Origin of the sequence: Enterobacter sp. FB (assembly GCF_000805795.1) — a bacterium.
Classification (GTDB): domain Bacteria; phylum Pseudomonadota; class Gammaproteobacteria; order Enterobacterales; family Enterobacteriaceae; genus Enterobacter; species Enterobacter roggenkampii.
In genome coordinates this window covers 1,758,909-1,780,644 of sequence record NZ_JSZC01000013.1, presented here as the reverse complement: position 1 = coordinate 1,780,644, position 21,736 = coordinate 1,758,909, and the positions used below count along the sequence as shown (strand labels likewise).

Genomic DNA, 21,736 nt, shown 5'->3' with positions numbered 1-21,736 from the left:
AACGGAGCGACGGCTCCGTTTTTTTACGTGATTATCAGCAAATCATATAACTAAAGTTGAAATGCTCACATATCATAATAAATTCTACTAATAATGTTCATTTCTTGTATTTCAATAGGTTATTAATTCCGCCTTACCCCGCCTGCGCAGAAAATCTTCGATCGCTCTGTTATTTTACTCACATGATACTCTGGGGCTTGCTGAGAGATAACCGAAATGATATTAGTAATTTCAACATTCCCCTAGATGAATGTGCTAAATAATAACCAGTTGTTAAATTTTTGTACAAAATCACACGATGATAGCGCAGCGACGCGCTTGTAGAGAAAATTTTCTCTATCCTATTGAATATCATGTCTTTATAGTGATGTTCGATGTCCGGCAGGGCTGCCCTCAACGATACGGTACTCACCGTAAAAGAGAATTGCTTAACAAATTTGCAAAATGTATTGGCGCACGATTACGCCATTTGATACTTTCCGGCCTAATATTTTGCAGCATAAAACAATCAGATGAGAATTATTTTCATATGGTTCTCATCTCGGATATCCAGAACAGGTCTCAAACAGGGGAGGCCTGTAAAGAATCGACGCAAGACTGCCATACGAGCGGTCAGTAATAAAAAAGTCGGTGATAGCAAGCAGTAAAAGAAGAACCTGACAGCAGCAAAAAAAACTCCTGCGCTGTACAGGCCCCAACAGGGGATTACACAGCTGGCGAAGGCCAGTCATTATAATGAGTGGAGTATCAACACAATGTCCATCATCACAAAAAAAAATCTGGTAGCGGCGGGGATTTTAACTGCGCTAATCGCGGGAAACGCTGCAATGGCTGCGGACGTTCCTGCAGGTGTTCAGCTGGCGGAGAAGCAGACGCTGGTGCGTAACAACGGTGCGGAAGTTCAGTCTCTTGACCCGCACAAAATTGAAGGTGTTCCTGAGTCTAACGTTAACCGCGACCTGTTCGAAGGCCTGCTGGTAACTGACGTTGACGGCCACCCGGCACCGGGCGTGGCAGAAAAATGGGAAAACAAAGATTTCAAAGTCTGGACCTTCCATCTGCGTAAAGATGCGAAATGGTCCGACGGTACGCCGGTCACGGCTGAAGATTTCGTTTATAGCTGGCAGCGTCTGGCGAATCCAACGACCGCCTCTCCGTATGCGAGCTACCTGCAATATGGCCATATTGCCAATATTGATGACATCATCGCGGGCAAAAAACCGATCACCGATTTGGGCGTTAAAGCGATCGATGCCAATACCTTCGAAGTCACGTTGAGCGAACCTGTTCCGTACTTCTATAAGCTGCTGGTTCACCCGTCCGTCTCCCCGGTACCAAAATCCGCGGTGGAAAAATTTGGTGAAAAATGGACCCAGCCTGCCAATATCGTGACCAACGGCGCCTATAAGCTGAAAGACTGGGTGGTCAACGAGCGTATGGTGCTTGAGCGTAACCCGCAATACTGGGACAACGCGAAAACCGTGATTAATCAGGTGACCTACCTGCCAATTTCTTCCGAAGTGACTGACGTCAACCGCTACCGCAGCGGCGAAATCGACATGACCTATAACAACATGCCGATTGAACTGTTCCAGAAGCTGAAGAAAGAGATCCCGAAAGAAGTTCACGTCGACCCGTACCTGTGCACCTACTACTATGAAATCAACAACCAGAAAGCACCGTTCACCGACGTACGTGTTCGTACTGCGCTGAAGCTGGCACTGGATCGCGATATCATCGTGAACAAAGTGAAAAACCAGGGCGATCTGCCGGCATACAGCTATACCCCTCCTTACACCGATGGCGCAAAACTGACCGAGCCAGACTGGTTCAAACAGACGCAGGAACAGCGTAACGCAGAAGCGAAGAAACTGCTGGCCGAAGCGGGCTATACCGCCGATAAGCCGCTGACCTTCAGCCTGTTGTACAACACGTCCGATCTGCACAAAAAACTGGCTATCGCCGTCGCCTCGATCTGGAAAAAGAACCTGGGCGCGAACGTGAAGCTGGAGAACCAGGAGTGGAAGACCTTCCTCGACAGCCGTCATCAGGGAACCTTTGACGTGGCGCGTGCCGGCTGGTGTGCGGACTATAACGAACCGACCTCCTTCCTGAACACCATGCTGAGCGACAGCTCAAACAACACCGCGCACTATAAGAGCCCGGCGTTTGACAAGCTGATTGCCGACACGCTGAAAACCACTGACGAAGCACAGCGTACTGAACTGTACTCTAAAGCTGAGCAGCAGCTGGATAAAGATTCCGCGATCGTTCCGGTTTACTACTACGTTAACGCCCGTCTTGTGAAACCGTGGGTAGGTGGGTACACCGGTAAAGACCCGATGGATAATATCTACGTTAAAAACTTGTATATTATCAAGCATTAATGGCAATGAGTGGGGCGGGCGTGCTCGCCCCACGGTGTCTAACCAACGTCACATTATATAGGCACACGCCAGAAGGTACGGGCAATGTTGAAATTTATCCTACGTCGCTGTCTTGAAGCGATTCCAACGCTATTTATTCTCATCACGATTTCCTTCTTCATGATGCGCCTTGCGCCGGGAAGTCCATTTACCGGTGAGCGTACGCTGCCGCCAGAAGTGATGGCGAATATCGAAGCGAAATACCACTTAAACGATCCTATCTCTACCCAGTACTTCAATTACCTGAAGCAGCTGGCCCACGGTGATTTTGGACCGTCATTTAAATATAAAGACTATTCCGTTAACGACCTGGTGGCGTCCAGCTTCCCGGTTTCGGCGAAATTGGGTGCAGCGGCATTCATTCTGGCCATTGTTTTCGGGGTCACCGCAGGCGTCATCGCCGCGCTCAGACAAAATACCAAATGGGATTATGCCGTAATGGGGGTGGCAATGACCGGGGTAGTCATACCCAGCTTCGTTGTCGCGCCATTACTGGTGATGATATTTGCCATTACGCTGAAGTGGCTGCCTGGCGGCGGCTGGAACGGCGGGGCATTAAAGTTCATGATTTTGCCGATGGTGGCATTATCCCTGGCGTACATCGCCAGTATCGCGCGTATCACCCGTGGTTCAATGATCGAAGTGCTGCACTCGAACTTCATTCGTACCGCGCGCGCGAAAGGGCTGCCGATGCGTCGGATTATCTTCCGCCACGCGCTCAAACCGGCGCTGTTGCCCGTGCTCTCCTACATGGGACCAGCATTCGTCGGGATCATCACCGGCTCGATGGTTATCGAAACCATTTACGGCCTGCCGGGCATTGGCCAGCTGTTTGTGAACGGCGCGCTTAACCGCGACTATTCGCTGGTACTGAGCCTGACCATTCTCGTCGGTGCGCTGACCATTCTCTTTAACGCTATCGTCGATGTGCTGTATGCCGTCATCGACCCGAAAATCCGTTACTAACTGGAGCACGCCATGATGTTGAGTAAGAAAAACAGCGAGGCGCTGGAAAACTTCAGTGAAAAACTGGAAGTGGAAGGTCGTAGCCTCTGGCAGGACGCGCGTCGTCGCTTTATGCACAACCGCGCGGCGGTGGCGAGTCTGGTGGTTCTGGTCATCATCGCGCTGTTTGTGACCCTTGCCCCGATGCTGTCGCAATTTACCTATTTCGACACCGACTGGGGTATGATGTCCAGCGCGCCGGATATGGAGTCTGGCCACTATTTTGGCACGGACTCCTCCGGACGTGACCTGCTGGTGCGCGTCGCTATCGGCGGGCGTATCTCGCTGATGGTCGGGATTGCTGCCGCGCTGGTGGCGGTGATCGTCGGGACGCTCTATGGCTCACTGTCCGGCTACCTTGGCGGCAAAGTGGACTCGGTGATGATGCGTCTGCTGGAAATCCTGAACTCCTTCCCGTTTATGTTCTTCGTCATCCTGCTGGTGACCTTCTTTGGTCAGAATATCCTGTTGATCTTCGTGGCCATCGGGATGGTGTCATGGCTGGATATGGCGCGTATTGTTCGCGGCCAGACGCTGAGCCTCAAACGCAAAGAGTTTATCGAAGCCGCGCAGGTCGGCGGTGTCTCTACCGGGAATATCGTGGTTCGCCATATCGTTCCTAACGTGCTTGGCGTGGTGGTGGTCTATGCCTCACTGCTGGTACCAAGCATGATCCTGTTTGAATCCTTCCTGAGCTTCCTCGGTCTGGGTACGCAAGAGCCGCTGAGCAGCTGGGGCGCGCTGCTGAGTGACGGTGCAAACTCAATGGAAGTGTCACCGTGGCTGCTGTTATACCCGGCGGGTTTCCTGGTCGTTACCCTGTTTTGTTTTAACTTTATCGGCGATGGCCTGCGTGATGCCCTCGACCCGAAAGACCGTTAAGGAGCGCCGTCATGACAATTATTGAAACGGCAACCGCGCCACAGGCGCAGCAGCGGAGCGACCTTCTGCTGGACGTCAAAGATCTTCGCGTCACCTTTAAGACCCCGGACGGGGATGTGACCGCCGTGAACGATCTTAACTTCAACCTGCGCGCGGGTGAAACGCTCGGTATCGTGGGGGAATCTGGTTCCGGTAAATCCCAGACCGCCTTTGCGTTAATGGGCCTGCTGGCCGCTAACGGTGTGATTGGCGGTTCCGCGAAATTCAACGGTCGTGAAATCCTCAACCTGCCGGAGCACGAGCTGAACAAGCTGCGCGCCGAGCAGATCTCGATGATTTTCCAGGATCCGATGACCTCGCTGAACCCGTACATGCGCGTCGGTGAGCAACTGATGGAAGTGCTGATGCTGCACAAAGGTCTGGGCAAAGCCGAAGCCTTTGAAGAGTCGGTCAAAATGCTTGATGCGGTGAAAATGCCGGAAGCGCGCAAGCGTATGCGCATGTTCCCGCACGAGTTCTCCGGCGGTATGCGTCAGCGCGTGATGATTGCGATGGCGCTGCTGTGCCGGCCAAAACTGCTGATTGCCGACGAACCGACCACCGCGCTGGACGTTACCGTTCAGGCGCAAATCATGACCCTGCTGAACGAGCTGAAGCGTGAGTTCAACACGGCGATTATCATGATCACCCACGACCTGGGCGTGGTGGCGGGCATCTGTGACAAAGTGCTGGTGATGTATGCCGGTCGTACCATGGAATACGGCAAAGCGCGTGAGGTGTTCTATCAGCCAGCCCATCCTTACTCGATCGGCCTGCTGAACGCGGTGCCGCGTCTCGATGCGGAAGGGGAATCCCTGCTGACCATTCCGGGCAACCCGCCAAACCTGCTGCGCCTGCCGAAAGGCTGTCCGTTCCAGCCGCGCTGTCCGCACGCGATGGAAATCTGCAATAGCGCACCGCCGCTGGAAGAGTTTGCACCAGGCCGTCTGCGCGCCTGCTTTAAGCCGCAGGAGGAGCTGGTATGAACGCATTAGATGAAAAACGCAATGTCCTGCTCGAAATTGCTGACCTTAAAGTGCATTTCGACATCAAGGACGGCAAACAGTGGTTCTGGCAGCCGTCGAAGACCCTGAAAGCGGTGGACGGCGTCACGCTGCGCCTGTATGAAGGGGAAACCCTGGGCGTGGTGGGCGAGTCCGGCTGCGGTAAATCGACCTTTGCGCGCGCCATTATCGGTCTGGTAAAAGCCACCGACGGCAAAGTGGCCTGGCTGGGTAAAGATCTGCTGGGCATGAAGCCCGACGAGTGGCGCGACGTGCGCAGCGATATCCAGATGATTTTCCAGGATCCGCTGGCGTCATTAAACCCGCGTATGACCATCGGTGAGATTATTGCCGAGCCGCTGCGGACCTATCATCCGAAGATGTCTCGCCAGGAAGTGCGCGATCGCGTTAAGGCGATGATGCTGAAAGTCGGGCTGTTGCCTAACCTCATCAACCGCTACCCTCACGAGTTCTCCGGCGGTCAGTGTCAGCGTATTGGTATTGCGCGCGCCCTGATCCTCGAACCGAAGCTGATTATCTGTGATGAGCCAGTTTCCGCGCTCGACGTCTCCATTCAGGCGCAGGTGGTTAACCTGCTGCAGAAGCTGCAGCGCGAAATGGGGCTGTCGCTGATCTTCATCGCGCATGACCTGGCCGTGGTGAAACACATCTCTGACCGCGTGCTGGTGATGTATCTGGGGCACGCCGTGGAGCTGGGCACCTATGACGAGGTGTACCACAATCCGCTGCACCCTTACACCAAAGCGCTGATGTCGGCGGTGCCGATCCCCGATCCCGATCTGGAAAAGAATAAGACCATCCAGCTTCTGGAAGGGGAATTGCCTTCACCGATTAACCCGCCGTCGGGCTGCGTCTTCCGCACGCGCTGCCCTATGGCCGGGCCGGAATGTGCGAAAACGCGGCCGGTTCTGGAAGGCAGTTTCCGACATGCGGTTTCCTGCCTGAAAGTAGACCCGTTATAATCGCAAGGGCTGACATGATGTCAGCCCTTATTTTTTGCGAGGTCACTGTGTCGCGTTTATTCACGTCAGCCCGTCGGCGGCTTTATCATGTTTTATTCGATCCTGAAACGGTATCCGGACGGCGCTTCGAGGGTCTTTGTGGTTTATTTGCGCTCCTCAGCGTGGTTATCATCTTTATTGAATCGGGTGCCGGGACGCAATACCACCTGACGTTTGACGAATGGCATGTCTTTGTCTGGCTTGAGCTGGCGATTACCCTGGTGTTTACCGCTGAATATCTCCTCCGAGTGATTGCCTGGCCTAACCCGGCCCGATATGTTTTCAGCTTCTGGGGATTTATCGATTTAGCCACCATTCTGCCGCTCTACGTCATGTGGCTGTGGCCGGAAATCAGCCTGAGCTATGTCTTTGCCTGGCGAGCGATGCGCGTTATTCGTGTATTACGTATTCTGAAATTACTGCGCTTTATGCCCTCACTGCGCATATTCTGGAGCGCAATCGTCAGCGCCCGTCATCAGCTTATTCTGTTCTATTCGTTTATTGCCATTGTCATGATTGTTTTTGGCGCACTGATGTATCTGATTGAGGGGCCGAAATATGGCTTTACGACGCTCAATGCGTCCGTCTACTGGGCGATCGTGACCGTAACGACCGTGGGGTACGGGGATATCACGCCCCATACGCCGCTGGGGCGAATTGTGGCCTCAGTGCTGATTTTGATTGGCTATTCGGTCATTGCCATTCCGACCGGGCTGATTACCACGCACATGAGTAGCGCATTTCAGAGCCGCAAGCAGCAGCGCAAATGTCCGCGATGTCATCAGGGGGAACATGAACTCAACGCGCGTTTTTGTCACCGCTGCGGAAATCCGTTGCCGGAGTAAATAAAAAAGGCTGCAATCGCAGCCTTTTTTATTATTCGCGCCAGAGAATATGGCACAGCTTGTGGTCTTTCTCACGGCAGAGCAGGACGCGAGCGAAGATATCATTAATTTCGCCACCGTCTTCATCGGCCAGCCCGATCACCACTTCGGCGAAGAAGTCAGGGTTCAGGTCGAAATCCACATGCTCAGCCCAGTCTTCTGAAGGGTCGAACAGTTCGGCACCGCCGCGCTCTTCGAACTGCAGATTAAAGAGGATCACGTCTGCGGGATCGAGGTTATCAACCGCCAGTTCGAGAAAAATGTCATAGGCCTGCTCGAGCGTTTCGTCTTCGGTCAGGCGATTGTTCAGATCCATTTCCATGATGACTACCTGTTTAACATCGTTGGGCACGTTTTACAGCAACGGACTAAAGAAGTAAAACAGTCGTTCGGCAATTCTCTGCCACAGCGGACGTTTTACCCACAGTCTGGCATCCAGCAGGCGGGAGCGGGAGATATAATCATCCTGCACCGCCGCGAGATCGCCGCCAAAGCCGGCATCATCAATAACCAGCGTGATTTCAAAGTTGAGCCACAGGCTGCGCATATCCAGGTTCACCGTTCCCACCAGGCTTAACTCGCCGTCGACAAGCACGCTTTTGGTGTGGAGCAATCCACCTTCGAACTGGTAGATCTTCACCCCTGCAGCCAGCAGTTCGCTAAAGAATGCTCGGCTGGCCCAGCCCACCAGAAGGGAGTCATTTTTGCGCGGCAAAATAATGCTCACATCGACGCCGCGCTGCGCCGCGGTACAGATCGCGTGCAGGAGGTCATCGCTGGGAACAAAGTAGGGCGTCGTCATGATCAGATATTCACGCGCCGAGTAGGTCGCCGTCAGCAGCGCCTGATGAATCAAATCCTCCGGGAAGCCCGGCCCGGAAGCAATGGTATGAATAGTGTGACCGCTGGCCTCTTCAAACGGCATAATATTGCCGTCCGGCGGTGGCGGCAGGATGCGTTTGCCGGTCTCTATCTCCCAGTCGCAGGAGTAGACGATACCCATCGAGGTGGCAATCGGCCCCTCCATGCGCGCCATCAAATCCACCCACTGGCCCACGCCCGAGTCCTGTTTAAAGAAGCGCGGGTCAACCATGTTCATGCTGCCGGTGTAGGCAATATAGTTATCGATCATGATCATTTTACGGTGCTGACGAAGGTCCATCCGGCGCAGAAACACGCGCAGGAGGTTAACCTTCAGCGCCTCGACCACTTCGATACCGGCATTGCGCATCATCCCTGCCCAGGGACTGCGGAAAAATGCCACGCTGCCCGCAGAGTCAAGCATCAGACGGCAGTGAATGCCGCGTCGCGCCGCGGCCATCAGGGATTCCGCGACCTGGTCAGCCATCCCGCCGGGCTGCCAGATATAGAAAACCATCTCGATATTATGACGCGCCAGCTGGATATCGCGGATTAACGCCTGCATAACGTCGTCGGACGAGGTCAGCAGCTGGAGCTGATTACCCTTAACGCCGCCAATCCCCTGACGGCGCTCGCACAGCTTAAACAGTGACGAGGCGACGCTGCTGTTTTCCTCGGCAAAGATATGCTTGCAGGCTTTGAGGTCGTTCAGCCACTTCGCGGTGGAGGGCCACATGGCGCGGGCCCGCTCGGCGCGGCGTTTACCGAGATGAAGCTCACCGAAAGAGAGATAGGCGATAATTCCCACCAGCGGCAGGATATAGATGATCAGAAGCCAGGCCATGGCAGAGGGTACGGCTCTGCGCTTCATCAGGATGCGTAACGTCACACCCGCGATTAACAGCCAGTATCCCAAAATGACCAGCCAACTCACCACGGTGTAGAAGGTTGTCATAGTTAAAAAAATCCTTTTGAAAGCGTATTGTTATGAGTGTACGCATCAGGATTCATCTGGCAAATAAAAACGCCAGGTAAAAGCGCTGGTTTGCAGCCGGGTTGGGTTTATAATGGCGTCTCTGTTTGAGAAAGAGTTGTAGACATGAAGCGCAGTAGAACAGAAGTAGGGCGCTGGCGCATGTTGCGACAGGTGAGTCGTCGCAAGGCTCGTTGGCTGGAAGCACAATCCCGCCGCAATATGCGTATTCACGCCATCAGAAAATGTGGAATGACCCGGCACCGCAACGCGTTGCTGTTCGCCGTCCAGGATATCTGAGTACCATGAGGGCACCGTAATGGTGCCCGCTGATTTTATAAGGTCTGATTTTTGGGAGTAGCGTGGTTGCAGCGCTATTCCTGTTGTGTTGAGCAAAAGGAGGGAGAAGAAGTGTTTGCGGAGTTTGGCGTACTGAATTTCTGGACGTATGTTGTTGGCGCGTTTTTTATCGTGCTGGTACCGGGGCCAAATACCCTGTTTGTGCTTAAAACTGGAATTGGACACGGCGTTAAAAAAGGGTACCTGGCCGCCACGGGTGTATTTATCGGCGATGCGGTGCTGATGTTTCTTGCCTGGGCGGGCGTCGCGGCATTAATCCAGACCACGCCGGTACTGTTTAATATCGTGCGTTATCTCGGCGCCTTCTACCTGCTGTGGCTGGGCGGCAAAATGCTCTGGTCGGTCATTACCCGCCAGAATCACGCTCAGGAAAGCGGCACAGAGCCTGCCAGCACGATCATGAAACGTTCGCTGGTGCTGAGCCTGACGAATCCAAAAGCGATTCTGTTCTACGTATCGTTCTTTGTTCAATTCATCGACGTGAATGCGCAGAACACCGGTACCTCTTTCCTTATCCTCGCGACGACGCTTGAGTTGATAAGCTTCATGTATATGAGCTTCCTGATCTTCTCCGGTGCATTTGTCACGCGCTATCTCAAAACGAAAAAGAAACTGGCAAAGCTGGGGAACGGGCTGATAGGGCTGCTGTTTGTCGGGTTTGCGGCGAGGTTAGCGTCGCTGCATTGATTGATGAAAGGCTCCTGCGGGAGCCTTTTTTAATGTCTGGCGTAACTTGAAAGCCGCGCCAGACAAGGCTTTACGTTTGACTACTTGCAGTCAAAAGCCTTAAAAAGCGGCTAGGGTGTGGACACATTGTGGACACTCTGACCACCATTAGCACCCTTCAACGGGTTAAGCGAAATCGCATCCTGCAGGTACTGAGGAGCGAAGTGCGCATAGACCATTTTCTGCGCAATTTTCGTACAGCGCTGAGCTGCCTGATGTTGTGCGTCGGCTGCACACCCGCGCCGGTTGCGCCTCCGCCGGTCATTGTTTACAGCGCCTGCCCGAAGGTGAGCTATTGCCCGATGCCGGAAAGCGACCCGGCCACTAATGGCGACCTGAGCGCCGATATTCGCAGGCTTGAGCACGCGCTCGCCGCCTGCGCGCTGCAGGTTGAAACCGTCAAAGACTGTCAGGACAAACTCGATGAAGAAAGCACGCAGCCTGCGCGAAGCGCTGATTAAAGCCATTCCTCAGTTAGAAACGAATCCCGAAATGATGCGCATCTTTGCAGATGAGGGGAATATTGATGCGCGTCTCGCGGCCTCGCTGTCCCATGAGAAAATTTACACGCTGAATGTGATCGTGTGTGACTTTGTGGGCGACCCTGATTTAATTTTCGTACCGGTGGCCGCATGGCTCAGGGAAAACCAGCCGGATATCTGTACGCTCGATGACGGCCGCAATAAGGGCTACCGTTTCCAGATGGATTTGAACGACGCGGACAGCGTCGATATCAGCATCAGCCTGCAGCTTACCGAGCGCACCATTATCAGGGAGGAAAACGGCGCGCTGCACGTGAGCTATGCCCCTGAGCCGCCGCTGCCGGAGCCCGTAACCTCACCAAAAGCGCTCTATCTTGACGGAGAGCTGGCGAGTAAATGGGATGAGTGAAATTAAGCCCTTTGACGACCGGCTCAATGGTCTCATTGCTGCCCTGTCACCGCCTGCGCGCCGAAAGCTGGCCAAAGAGATAGCTAAGGAGCTGCGAAAGACACAACAGCAACGTATCAAACAGCAAAAAGCCCCGGACGGATCGCCGTATCAGGCGCGAAAGCGTCAGCCGTTAAGAGCAAAGACCGGGCGGATTAAACGGGCAATGTTCCAGAAGCTCCGCACGAGCCGCTACTTGAAAGCCACAGGCCTTGAAAACAGCGCAGTGCTGGAATTTACTGGCAAAGTGCAGCGTATTGCACAGATTCATCAGTACGGTCTTAAAGACCGGCCAAATCCGCAAGGTAGATATATACAGTATGCAAAACGACAACTTATTGGTATTAATCAGGATGAAGTAAAGTACATACATGAAATTGTTATCAGATCTCTGAATTGATTACCATTTGTTTGATGAGGGATATTGGAAAAGCATTTAATATAACTAAGTACTTACTAAATTTATATGGGGTGCTCGCTACTGCCAAAGAAAGAGCGGCAAGTTTACCTTGCCGCAAGAAGCATTTTACCAGTTAATGCGGAGCCCTAAATTACCTGAAAATCCGTGCATATCACCTTCAAAATCATTCTGATATTTTAAATCTGCATATAAGGATGCATTCTTGGTAATATCACCTGTAAAGCCACCACCTACCTCATACCATTGGTTAGCGTAATTTTGGTTAAATCTTACAGAGCTAACGGTTACATCTGGAGAACGTCCGATGTTTGTCAAAATATTAGCAGTTAAATAAGGATGTGCTTTTGAAGTACTGATGCTATCATAACCGACTCTTCCTCCTAATCGAGCAAGGCCTGAGTTGTCAGAGGTTGACTTAACTCTGGCAACCCCATCATCAAGAGCATCCAAATGAAGGTATTGATACATAAGTTGAGCTTGAGGTTCAACATACCAACCACTGTCAAATTTAAATGGTTTGCCAGTTTCTATAGACAAAGTCATGCCATCCCCATCTTGAGATGTATTATTACCATAGATATAGCTGTAATCGTTACGATAATGTGTATATTGTGCAACCATATCGAGATAAATATCATTTGCATAATATGTGGTGTAATAGCCACCAATTCCGTAGCCTTTGGAATTGATTTTTCCGGTTTTGGTTGAACGGCCTAGGTAAGTTTTACGAAGTGAATCTTCAGCAGAGGTACTTACTTGTCCATAGGTAGCAAAAATACCGCTATGAACTCTGGTGCCATCTTCTTCAAAGTTATTATACAGATCACCACCAAATTGGGCGAACCATGTATCTGCGTCATAATTGAAGCGATCGGCATTAGATTTTGTTTCACCCCCACCAATTCTTCCCCATGCTCCTTGAGGCATATCACTTTCTTTCTTAACATTCTCTTGCTCACCAACCCTTTCGTGTAATGTGCCAACTGTCTGATACCCATACATACGGTTCAAATAGGGAGCTATAACGTAGCCAGGTACTGACGGATTATAGGACGGCTTAGGGTGAGTGTTATCCGTAGGTGTAGTTGGTGTAGTTGGGTCAACCGGAACTGGTGTGGACTCAAGAGTTGATCTTAGATACCAACCATTACCAGATTGCCCTCCGTTGTATGCAAGATACTCGTAAGCACCTGAGATAACAGGTTTTGATAGTTTTATCGATGTAGTATCTTGCCCAGATATTGAAACAAGCTTAATCCCATCATTGACAGTGAGAGCCCCACTTCCGCCCAGTTGATTGATATTAATGTTATAGTTACCAGAGGCATTTCCGTTGACATTTATATTATCTGATAAAGTCTTAGTATCACCCTCATTCAAAACAGTGTTAAAACTTATCGTTCCATTATTTCCTGAAAGTGAATTGGTGGTGATGGATTTTACATCATTAGTTGTTGCTGTCTGGAAATTAATGAATCCAGAATTTACACTGACAGCTCCCGCAGTAGAGTCACCTGTTACATTCCACACGCTACCGTTGCTAATATTGACATTAGACATGTCAGTAGCCTTACCACTCCAGATGGAGTTATTATTTAAGGTTAAGGATGACATTGAAGATGATGAGTTAATAGCATCACCGGTCAATAAAGAACTATTATCGGCATTAATATTTAGTGTGGCAGCACCAGTGTTTTGGATAAGGACACCGTTATTGATTGTAGCATTTACCCCATTTAACTGGATATCAGCCATGCCGTCAGCGGCATAAATAGACTCACCGGACACAGATGACAACTTGCCACCGTTCATTGATAGGGTTGAGTCCCCACGGTACTGCATTATAGCTGGGCTACGAATGCTTCCATTTGTACTCACTAATGTATTGTTTAGCGCGACATTACCACCTTCAAGCGAAATACCAGGGGAATCACTTCCAGATGTTTGTAGAGTACTATCAGAAGCATTGATAGTCCCACCAGAAACAGCCCTGACTGCTGCTGCAATAGAATCTTGTGTAGTGATTGTCGATTGGCTAATATTTGCTTCTGCTCCATTAGTGGCCATCACACCTGCAGATTGTGCATTTTTTGTATTAATTGAATCGCCACGGATAATCTAGACACTTCTGAGCCGTTGATAATATAGGTTTTCATATTCAGCCGGTGGCATCTGCTCGCTCGAACCATGCCGACGCTTACTGTTATAAAACATTTCGATATAATCAAAAATATCGCTTCTGGCTTCGTCTCTCGTTCCGTAGATCCTTTTCTTAATCCGTTCGCGTTTCAGTAGCTGGAAAAAGCTTTCCGCAACCGCGTTGTCGTGGCAGTTACCGCGACGACTCATGCTGCCTTCCAGACCGTGTGATTTCAGGAACGACTGCCACTCATGGTTCGTGTACTGACTACCCTGATCAGAGTGAACCAGTACCTGCTTTTGAGGATTACGCCTCGACACCGCCATAAGTAATGCGTTCAGGACAATCTCTTTTGTCATGCGGGGTTGCATTGACCAGCCGATAACTTTTCGGGAGAACAGGTCAACCACCACGGCCAGATACAGCCAGCCTTCGTGGGTTCGGATGTAGGTTATGTCCGTCACCCAACGCTCATCCGGTGAGTCCGGATTGAACTGCCGCTGGAGCCTGTTGGGTGTCACGATACTGGCTTCGCCTTTACGTGCTCGTGGGCTACGGTACCCAACCTGAGCTTTTATTCCGGCACGCTTCATCAGCCGCCAGACCCGGTTCACTCCGCACTGCTGTCCGGTATCACGCAGATCGAGATGGATCTTGCGATAACCATAGACGCAGCCAGACTCAAGCCAGAACTGTTTGATTTGCCCGGTCAGCATCTGATCTGTCTGGTGACGCTGCGAATGTGGCTGCTGAAGCCAGAAATAAAATCCACTCGGATGGACATCCAGAACCCGACAGAGCAAACGAACAGGCCAGCAACGGCTGTTGTCGCGGATAAAGGCGTACCTCAGTCGGACAGCTTTGCGAAGTACGCCGCGGCTTTTTTTAATATGTCCCGTTCGTCCGTAACCCGCTTCAACTCTTTCTGAAGACGGCGGATCTCGGCCTGAGCATCTGACTGTTCATTATGAGTGGAAGAATCCGGGCCGTACTTCTTTATCCAGGCGTAAAGACTGTGAGTGGTGATATCGAGACGTGTTGCAACACTGGAAACAGAATGACCACGATCAACAACCTGTTTGACTGCTTCAATTTTAAACTCTTCAGGATAACGCTTACCGCTCATGGGCACCTCTCTTTAAGTCATCTTAAATGACTCTGAGGTGTCTGTTAAACCCGTGGCGATTCAAATGGTGCTTTTAGCTATGTCTAAAGTGGAGCCAGGGTTAATAGCATAAGCACCTAAAGCACCGAATCCGGAAGTTGTGATATTTGTACCAGAAACACTTACGTTTGTTGGATTGTTTACATCTCCACTACCATCTATATACACCCCATGAATATTATTACCGATACTATTTATTTGTATTTGATTTTGACCTTGTATGTTAATACTACTACCAGTAGCTGCATAAACTGCGGCTGTTGTAAAAATTGAAGATGGTGCGTTTTTCTCTATAGTGCCTGAGCCAGTTATAGCTATTTTGCTATTATTTTTTGCGGATATTGTGGATTCATCATCACCGGTGCTAATTATAGATAATTGATCGTTAATGGCAACGGAACTATTATCATTTGCTCTAATTGCTCCAGAACTCATTCCGGATGAATTAATGTTAAGAAAACCATCAGAGCTTACTTTTCCGCCGATAGTTGCATCGATGGAGAACGATCCATCGCCACTAGTTGTTATTGTGGTGTTATTTAATTTTGCTGTGCCACCTGCAATCGCTGAAATACCATTTGCAGTATTTCCTGTCGTAATAATAGAAGTATTCTGAATTACACCTGAGCTATTGCCTCCAAGCAATTTAATTGCATCTGAAGCGGTACCAGAGGTATTAATAGTTGAATCTGTAAGTGCAAAATCGTCTCCAACGAATACTCCATTTGCATTAGTCCCTTCTGTATAGATTGAAAGATTGCTACCGTGTACAGAAGTACCCACTCCATTTGCGTCCATTGAGATACCATGAGCTAGTTCTCCAACTGTTTTGACAGTCAATTTAGACGATGATGTGCCGTTAAGGGTAATCTGTGCACCATTTGAAGCTGTTATAGCGGATGAATTCACGCCACCACTAGATGGTTGTAATGAAGTCGTTTGAAGCGTACCGCCTGCATTAATGACAACCTTGGTTCCATTACCGTTAGCTTCAATTGCGCTATGTGGACCATTGGTAGAGGCGTCCCCGTTAGCAGTGATATTCAGAATTCCACCTGAAATATCAACGTTGCCACCATTTAATGCATATATCCCATTAGCACCTCCATTGGTTGTAATGTTGAGATTGCCCACGTTTGTCAGAGAGCTTCCTGAACCATCGACTTTTATTCCTGAAGCTTCACCTCCGGATGTGACTATGTCTGACGTTCCGTTTAAAAAAACTTTCCCCCCTGAGTCAGTTCTTACACCCTCAGAATTCCCCCCTTGGGTTGTGATGTAAAGGGGACCTGGTGAAGTAATTGAACCAGAATTTGATGCGTACAATTCTGGGGTGTTACTAGAACTGGTAGAAGATGTATAGCCTCCTGGCAGTGAAACTGATGTGCTATCTGCGATTGTCTGGGCTTTGGCAGTCTCGGTAGATGTGGATAATAAAAGTCCAATGATAACAGAGACTTTTGACAGTCTGGTGTTTAAATAGTGCATTTAAAGTTAACTCCATCTATTCAGTAATGAACTAGGAAAACAAATTGTTTAAAAAAAAGAAAAAGCGCTTTGATGTTAATGAGGCTCTACATGAAGAACGTAAGTTCTGAATTCATAGAGAATTCATATAGTATTATATTCAAGAAACATCAAGTTACACACTTTAACTGATTGATCTTACTTTCAGATGAAATGGCTATCAAATGAAAAAAGGGGGATATAATCCTAATTTTCTTGTGAGTGGGGGTTCTTTTATAAGCTATTGATATATTGGATTAAATGTTAGCATCTTAGCTCTTACAAATGCGAATCGGGGGGTAATAATTTTTTCCAATCCAAGTAGGAATCCGTTCTGTGCTTAGAATCCTTTTTGATAAAAATCAGAATTGTAGCTTTTAATATTCTGATTTATAACCATTTTTATTTATCTGGCTACGTAAGATATTGTGGGGGGGTTGCTATTTTTTTGGGTTTTTTATTACCAATTATCATGAATTACCCATTAATTGATAAATCTAAGTAATGATAAACGGGTTTGCTTGATTTAATAACCTAATGAACTATTATTGATGCATGAATATTTGTAAGTTTATGTAATCGGCAGGCTCAAATGAAACTAGCCATTAGCTCATCTTTAACGTTCAACCATATCTTCATTCTGTTATTTGAATTAATTTAGGTATTATATTCTAAATTTATATTTATTGATGGTTTAATATGTTATGAATTCTTTGTTTTTCAGATGCTGAAACCTGTAGTGGATTAATTTTGTAATGATAATGTTGTTTTAATTCATTGGGTTGAAGAAATCCATGTTAAAATTGTTGTTTTTATATTGCTTAAATTCTTTTTTTCGTGTGAATATATTTCTAGCGTAATCAGTAAGCATGGCTATTAATCTGTAGTCGGTAACTGTAACAATCACGAATTAGGGGGATCAATATGATGAAGCCTAACGAGGAAATGAAACTAATAATATCAAAATGGCTTTCTTCTGGCGCTTCACGCATCATCTTAAAGAGTGAAAGTGGTTTTGGTCGTGTATTAAGTATCAAACCAAGTAGTGATGATTTTGTATTTCTTACAGAGGGTGCTATGGATATCAGAAGATCAATTGATCATTTGGTCTTTTGCACGGCCTTTGCGCCTTATATCCTTGGGGGAACAGATAACCCTGAAAGTAAATCTTTCTACTATGGTGAGGTTCGAGGGCATTCTGTTGCATATCGAATAAAAAAAGAAACTGCTTTGGATATAATAAAAAAAAATGAGCTTTTCAGAGAGTTATGGTTAATAGAGAAATACAAATCTGAAGCTATATGGCGTCGAGATTCAAACATTAATGCTTCAACACCTAAATTGGCCATCGCTGAACTCATTACTGTTCTTAGTCAGCATCCCTCTGAGTATAGAAGAACAATATCAATTTATAAATTTATTCAAGAAAGAACGAAGTATTCTAAGAGTACAATAAATAGAGTTTTAAATGCGTATAGAGTCGATGGTATGTTAGTTGTTAAGAATGGATTTCTTGTGGAGTGGAATCCAAAGATATAAAGGATGTTTGCTATGGTTTTATATGTACATTCCGACTGTTTATTTACAAGGATAGGAATCGAAAAGCTCGTAGAGAGATTATTTGATGCTTCAATCTCTGACGAAAATGTGCACGTTTTTGACTTAACGAAAAATTCACATCCTGTTGCGTTAGTGAATAGGGTTAAACACATTCAATATCATTCATCAGATGTTGTATGCAAAATAGTAGTTATTTGTGATGAAGAAACGGCTTTGTTTTTGAGACGATTTAACCTAATGTGCATAACACAGAACGAGTCAGTTTTCAGTTGGGTTAACTTGCTTTTCAAACTGAAAGGGCGCAAATGGGGTGATACTTCCAATATTTGGAAGTTAGAGCGGTATTATGAGAGGAAGGCTATTTCCGCGTTTGATTTTTTTATTTTAGATTGTAGGATGAAAGGCTTTTCCTTCGCGGAAATAGCAGAGGTGTCTGGGGTTTCTCCAAAGACAATATACTCTCGATATAGTCAGATGAAGTATAATTTTAAATTAAACAAGGCCAATCTTTATTTGATTTATGAATACATGCATGCTTTGAAAGCCTTGAAGGATCGAGAGTTGGCGTCATAACCATATCTTTACAATGGGTTTTATATTTCTAAAGCATATTGCGCGCGTATGATGATTGTCTGAATAAAAGAAATTGGTTGTGTGGATGTAATGAAATACCCACATGTGTGTTACCCGTTATCCTTAGGGTCACGGATTGCAGATTTGTTTGCAATCCGTTTTCTTTATTTGGCCTTTAAGATTTTGAATAAATTTCGTGTGGTTTTTTTGCATTGTAAAACGCTCAAAGTGAGCATCGAGAAAATGTGTCACATTAAACAGTGTGCTTGTTTTAGGCTTTTTACTGATGTGTGATTTTACTAACTCAAGGCCGACTCCGCTCATTTTAGAATGTGTTAGGGTGTTGGGGTTTACAAAATTAGAGTTAAGTAAATTATTTTCAGGATATAGCTTTGGTTTTTGTGTGCGATATTAATGAGCATGTGTTCATTATAAGTACTGAAAGTTGTATTATTTACCATAGAATTCATCTTAATTGCCACCAAGCCCCTTCTGGCGGCATCCTTTCACCATGAATAATCTAATTTCTCTGCAGGAAATCGCACGCGCGATCCGCAACCTTATCCGCACCGGCATTGTGACCGACGTAGACCACGACAAGGGGCTGTGTCGTGTCCAGACTGGCGGCATGGAAACCACCTGGCTGAACTGGCTAACCTGTCGCGCCGGTCGCTCGCGCGTATGGTGGGCTCCTTCCGTTGGCGAGCAGGTGCTTTTGCTGGCGATCGGCGGCGAGCTCGACACTGCCTTTGTGCTGCCCGGCATTTTCTCTGACGACCATCCCGCGCCGTCTGCCTCACCTGATGCATTTCATGCGTCCTTTCCTGACGGGGCGGTTATTGAGTACGGACCCGAAAACGGCGCACTCACCGTGTCAGGTATCAAAACCGCTGACGTCACCGCGTCGGACTCCATCTCGGCCACCGTGCCGGTGGTATTGGCGTTGCCATCGTCGCCGGTGCGCTGCTTATCCGCAAATACTGGGAGCCAATAAGTGCGTTTTTCTCAGGCGTAATGGAGGGGGTAAAGCAGGCTTTTGCACCTGTAGTGGAACTATTCGAACCGTTAAAGCCGGTTTTTTTTTGGGCTGGCTGGGTGACAAACTGAAAGCGGCGTGGCAGTGGTTTAAAGACCTGATAGCACCGGTTAAGTCGACGCAGGAGACGCTCGACAGCTGCAAAAATGCGGGGGTGATGTTCGGTAAGATGCTGGCCGAAGGGCTAATGTTACCGCTCAAAAGCTTTAATATATTGCGTACCGGCGTTAACTGGCTGCTGGAAAAGCTCGGGGTTATCAATAAAGAATCAAGCGACCTTGACCAGAAGGCCGCAAAAGCCAGTGCCGCCACCGGCTCGCAAAATAAATCTTATATTCCGACAACCTCAACATATGGCGGTTATCAGGCATATCAGCCAGTTACCGCGCCCACGGGTAAGACTTACGTCGACCAGAGCAAGCCAGAATATAACATCAACCTGAATGGTGGCATTGCGCCGGGCAGCGACCTCGAGCGTCAGCTGCGTGAGGCTGTCGATAAACTCGACCGTGAAAACCGTGCGCGTCAGCGCTCAAGTATGCGTCATGACTGAGGGGGATAAAGCATGTTAATGGTTTTAGGTTTGTTTGTGTTTGAGCGCCGCACGCTGCCCTATCAGTCCATGCAGTATTCGAAGGATTACCGCTGGGCGTCAAACGACCGTATCGGCAAGCCACCGGCTTATCAGTATCTCGGGGAAGGGGAAACCACGCGCACGCTGTCGGGCGTGCTCTATCCGGAAATTACCGGCGGGCGTCTGTCACTGACCGCCATCGAGCTGATGGCAGACGAGGGGCGCGCGTGGCCGCTGATTGACGGAACGGGCATGATCCACGGCATGTATGTCATCGACAAAGTGACGCATACGCACACCGAGCTATTCAGCGACGGGGCGGCGAGAAAAATCGAGTTTAGCCTTTCTCTTAAGAGGGTCGATAAATCGCTGGCGACCATGTATGGCGACCTGAAAACGCAGGCCGACAATCTGGTCACGTCTGCCGGTGACTGGCTGGGAGGGCTGGCGGGATGATTACGGGAATGGATATTCAGGCCGGGGCGAAGATAGCCCCGGCGTTTATGCTCAAGCTGGATAACGACGATATCACGCAGGATTTTAGTGACCGCCTTATCAGTCTGACCATGACCGACAATCGCGGATTCGAGGCCGACCAGCTCGATATCGAGCTCAATGACACTGACGGTCAGATAGCTTTGCCACCGCGCGGCGCAACGTTGACGCTTTGGTTAGGCTGGCAGGGATCCGCGCTGATAAAAAAAGGGACGTTCACGGTCGACGAAATCGAGCACAGGGGCGCACCTGATACGCTGACCATTCGGGGGCGAAGCGCTGATTTTCGCGGGACGCTGAACTCGCGCCGGGAGCAGTCATGGCATGACACCACGCTCGGGCAAATTGTGGAGACGATTGCGGCACGCAATAAGCTGACGGCCAGCGTGGCCGACACGCTGAAAGCCGTCGCCGTGCCTCACATTGACCAGTCGCAGGAATCCGACGCGGTGTTTCTGTCCCGCCTAGCTGAACGGAACGGGGCGGCGGTTTCGGTCAAAGCGGGGAAACTGCTATTCCTGAAAGCCGGAAGCGGCAAGACGGCCAGCGGGAAGCCCATTCCGCAGATGACGCTTGAGCGCGGGGACGGCGATCGTCATCAGTTTGCCATTGCTGACCGGGAAGCCTACACCGGCGTCACGGCGAAATGGCTGCACACCAAAGACCCCAAGCCGCAAAAGCAAAAGATGAAGCTCAGGCGTAAGCCAAAAGAGAAGCACCTCCGCGCGCTGCAGCACCCGAAAGCGACCAAAGCCCCGGCAAAGATTAAAGCCAAAAAAGAGCAGGAAGCGCGCGAAGGTGAGTACATGGCCGGTGAGGCTGACAACGTGCTGGAGCTTACAACCATCTACGCGACAAAGGCGCAGGCCATGCGCGCCGCTCAGGCGAAGTGGGACAAGTTGCAGCGGGGCGTTGCGGAGTTTTCAATCTCACTGGCGATCGGCCGGGCAGATTTATTTCCTGAAACGCCAGTCGCGGTGAAAGGCTTTAAGCGCGTTATAGACGAGCAGGCGTGGATAATCAGCCGGGTGGTGCATAACCTCAACGGGAACGGCTACACAACGGGCTTAGAGCTTGAGGTTAAAGTTTCGGATGTGGAGTACGAAAGCGAAGAATTAACGCAGTAATTTGATTTTAAGTGTTTGTTATATAAT

20 protein-coding genes and 2 pseudogenes are annotated in these 21,736 nt (G+C 49.1%); 16 read left to right on the top strand and 6 right to left on the bottom strand.

Translation table 11 applies throughout. From position 1 onward, the window contains the following. Positions 1–755: 755 nt before the first annotated feature. From oppA to PI91_RS15455, 6 genes are all read left to right on the top strand, one after another. The gene (oppA, locus tag PI91_RS15480) at positions 756–2,387 is read left to right on the top strand and encodes an oligopeptide ABC transporter substrate-binding protein OppA (protein ID WP_008502785.1); all 1,632 of its coding nucleotides are present in this window, start codon (positions 756–758) and stop codon (positions 2,385–2,387) included. Between the two features lie 84 nt (positions 2,388–2,471). Continuing rightward, positions 2,472–3,392: an oligopeptide ABC transporter permease OppB gene (gene oppB / locus PI91_RS15475; RefSeq protein WP_008502786.1), complete on the top strand. Its 921-nt coding sequence runs from the start codon at positions 2,472–2,474 to the stop codon at positions 3,390–3,392. Positions 3,393–3,404: 12 nt separating this feature from the next. Then, positions 3,405–4,313, top strand: coding sequence for an oligopeptide ABC transporter permease OppC (oppC, locus tag PI91_RS15470; RefSeq protein ID WP_008502787.1), 909 nt, complete (start codon positions 3,405–3,407; stop codon positions 4,311–4,313). A gap of 11 nt (positions 4,314–4,324) precedes the next feature. After that, entirely contained in the window at positions 4,325–5,338 is a 1,014-nt protein-coding gene (locus PI91_RS15465) for an ABC transporter ATP-binding protein (protein ID WP_039266549.1), read from the top strand. Next, a complete protein-coding gene (gene oppF / locus PI91_RS15460) occupies positions 5,335–6,339 on the top strand; it encodes a murein tripeptide/oligopeptide ABC transporter ATP-binding protein OppF (RefSeq protein ID WP_008502789.1) in 1,005 nt (334 codons plus the stop codon). The genes PI91_RS15465 and oppF overlap by 4 nt, the downstream gene beginning before the upstream one ends. A gap of 14 nt (positions 6,340–6,353) precedes the next feature. Beyond that, positions 6,354–7,223: an ion transporter gene (locus PI91_RS15455; RefSeq protein ID WP_031274926.1), complete on the top strand. Its 870-nt coding sequence runs from the start codon at positions 6,354–6,356 to the stop codon at positions 7,221–7,223. A 31-nt stretch (positions 7,224–7,254) separates the two neighbouring features. On the opposite strand, the gene PI91_RS15450 is transcribed toward PI91_RS15455, so the two are convergent. Beyond that, positions 7,255–7,584, bottom strand: a complete 330-nt coding sequence (locus tag PI91_RS15450; RefSeq protein WP_006810881.1) for an HI1450 family dsDNA-mimic protein — start codon at positions 7,582–7,584, stop codon at positions 7,255–7,257. Positions 7,585–7,617: 33 nt separating this feature from the next. Further along, on the bottom strand, positions 7,618–9,078 hold the full coding sequence (gene cls / locus PI91_RS15445) for a cardiolipin synthase (protein WP_008502791.1): 1,461 nt from the start codon (positions 9,076–9,078) through the stop codon (positions 7,618–7,620). A 144-nt stretch (positions 9,079–9,222) separates the two neighbouring features. Between cls and PI91_RS26050 the strand changes: the two genes are divergently transcribed. Together PI91_RS26050 and leuE are read left to right on the top strand one after the other, a co-directional pair. After that, complete coding sequence (locus PI91_RS26050; RefSeq protein ID WP_021240326.1) at positions 9,223–9,396, top strand: YciY family protein; 174 nt, start codon at positions 9,223–9,225, stop codon at positions 9,394–9,396. Positions 9,397–9,507: 111 nt separating this feature from the next. Beyond that, the gene (leuE, locus tag PI91_RS15440; RefSeq protein ID WP_008502792.1) at positions 9,508–10,143 is read left to right on the top strand and encodes a leucine efflux protein LeuE; all 636 of its coding nucleotides are present in this window, start codon (positions 9,508–9,510) and stop codon (positions 10,141–10,143) included. Positions 10,144–10,253: 110 nt separating this feature from the next. Here leuE and PI91_RS26475 read toward each other — a convergent pair. Next, positions 10,254–10,379 (bottom strand): annotated as a pseudogene (locus tag PI91_RS26475) (integrase); the annotation flags it as partial. Between the two features lie 18 nt (positions 10,380–10,397). Here PI91_RS26475 and lysC point away from each other — a divergent pair. From lysC to PI91_RS15425, 3 genes are read left to right on the top strand one after another with little or no spacing between them, the layout of a single operon-like run. Beyond that, entirely contained in the window at positions 10,398–10,643 is a 246-nt protein-coding gene (gene lysC / locus PI91_RS26470) for an Rz1-like lysis system protein LysC (protein ID WP_232764435.1), read from the top strand. Then, positions 10,606–11,073 (top strand): phage tail protein, encoded by a 468-nt coding sequence (locus PI91_RS15430; RefSeq protein ID WP_039266548.1) that lies wholly within the window; start codon positions 10,606–10,608, stop codon positions 11,071–11,073. Before lysC ends, PI91_RS15430 begins: the two co-directional genes overlap by 38 nt. Beyond that, positions 11,066–11,512 carry a phage virion morphogenesis protein gene (locus PI91_RS15425; protein WP_039266547.1) on the top strand — a complete coding sequence of 149 codons (447 nt, stop codon included), beginning with the start codon at positions 11,066–11,068 and terminating at the stop codon, positions 11,510–11,512. Before PI91_RS15430 ends, PI91_RS15425 begins: the two co-directional genes overlap by 8 nt. A gap of 126 nt (positions 11,513–11,638) precedes the next feature. Here PI91_RS15425 and PI91_RS24820 read toward each other — a convergent pair whose 3' ends face one another. From PI91_RS24820 to PI91_RS26045, 3 genes are all read right to left on the bottom strand, one after another. Continuing rightward, positions 11,639–13,600: an autotransporter outer membrane beta-barrel domain-containing protein gene (locus PI91_RS24820; RefSeq protein WP_084635627.1), complete on the bottom strand. Its 1,962-nt coding sequence runs from the start codon at positions 13,598–13,600 to the stop codon at positions 11,639–11,641. Positions 13,601–13,651: 51 nt separating this feature from the next. Then, a protein-coding gene (locus PI91_RS15415; RefSeq protein ID WP_113771499.1) for an IS3 family transposase occupies positions 13,652–14,799 on the bottom strand; the annotation gives its coding sequence in 2 pieces (ribosomal slippage) (positions 13,652–14,562 and positions 14,562–14,799; 1,149 coding nt in all). A 60-nt stretch (positions 14,800–14,859) separates the two neighbouring features. After that, positions 14,860–16,326: a hypothetical protein gene (locus tag PI91_RS26045; RefSeq protein WP_157841590.1), complete on the bottom strand. Its 1,467-nt coding sequence runs from the start codon at positions 16,324–16,326 to the stop codon at positions 14,860–14,862. 942 nt (positions 16,327–17,268) lie between these two features. On the opposite strand from PI91_RS26045, the gene PI91_RS24810 reads away from it, so the two are divergent. The 5 genes and pseudogenes from PI91_RS24810 to PI91_RS15385 all read left to right on the top strand — a co-directional run bounded on the left by PI91_RS24810 (position 17,269) and on the right by PI91_RS15385 (position 21,709). Then, positions 17,269–17,883, top strand: a complete 615-nt coding sequence (locus tag PI91_RS24810) for a helix-turn-helix domain-containing protein (RefSeq protein WP_071580362.1) — start codon at positions 17,269–17,271, stop codon at positions 17,881–17,883. Between the two features lie 12 nt (positions 17,884–17,895). Further along, a complete protein-coding gene (locus PI91_RS15405) occupies positions 17,896–18,477 on the top strand; it encodes a hypothetical protein (RefSeq protein WP_039266544.1) in 582 nt (193 codons plus the stop codon). Between the two features lie 511 nt (positions 18,478–18,988). Then, positions 18,989–20,066: pseudogene (locus tag PI91_RS26465) on the top strand (phage baseplate assembly protein V). A gap of 12 nt (positions 20,067–20,078) precedes the next feature. Next, on the top strand, positions 20,079–20,543 hold the full coding sequence (locus PI91_RS15390) for a phage tail protein (protein WP_039266542.1): 465 nt from the start codon (positions 20,079–20,081) through the stop codon (positions 20,541–20,543). Then, positions 20,540–21,709 carry a phage late control D family protein gene (locus PI91_RS15385; protein ID WP_039266541.1) on the top strand — a complete coding sequence of 390 codons (1,170 nt, stop codon included), beginning with the start codon at positions 20,540–20,542 and terminating at the stop codon, positions 21,707–21,709. Before PI91_RS15390 ends, PI91_RS15385 begins: the two co-directional genes overlap by 4 nt. Positions 21,710–21,736: the final 27 nt, after the last annotated feature.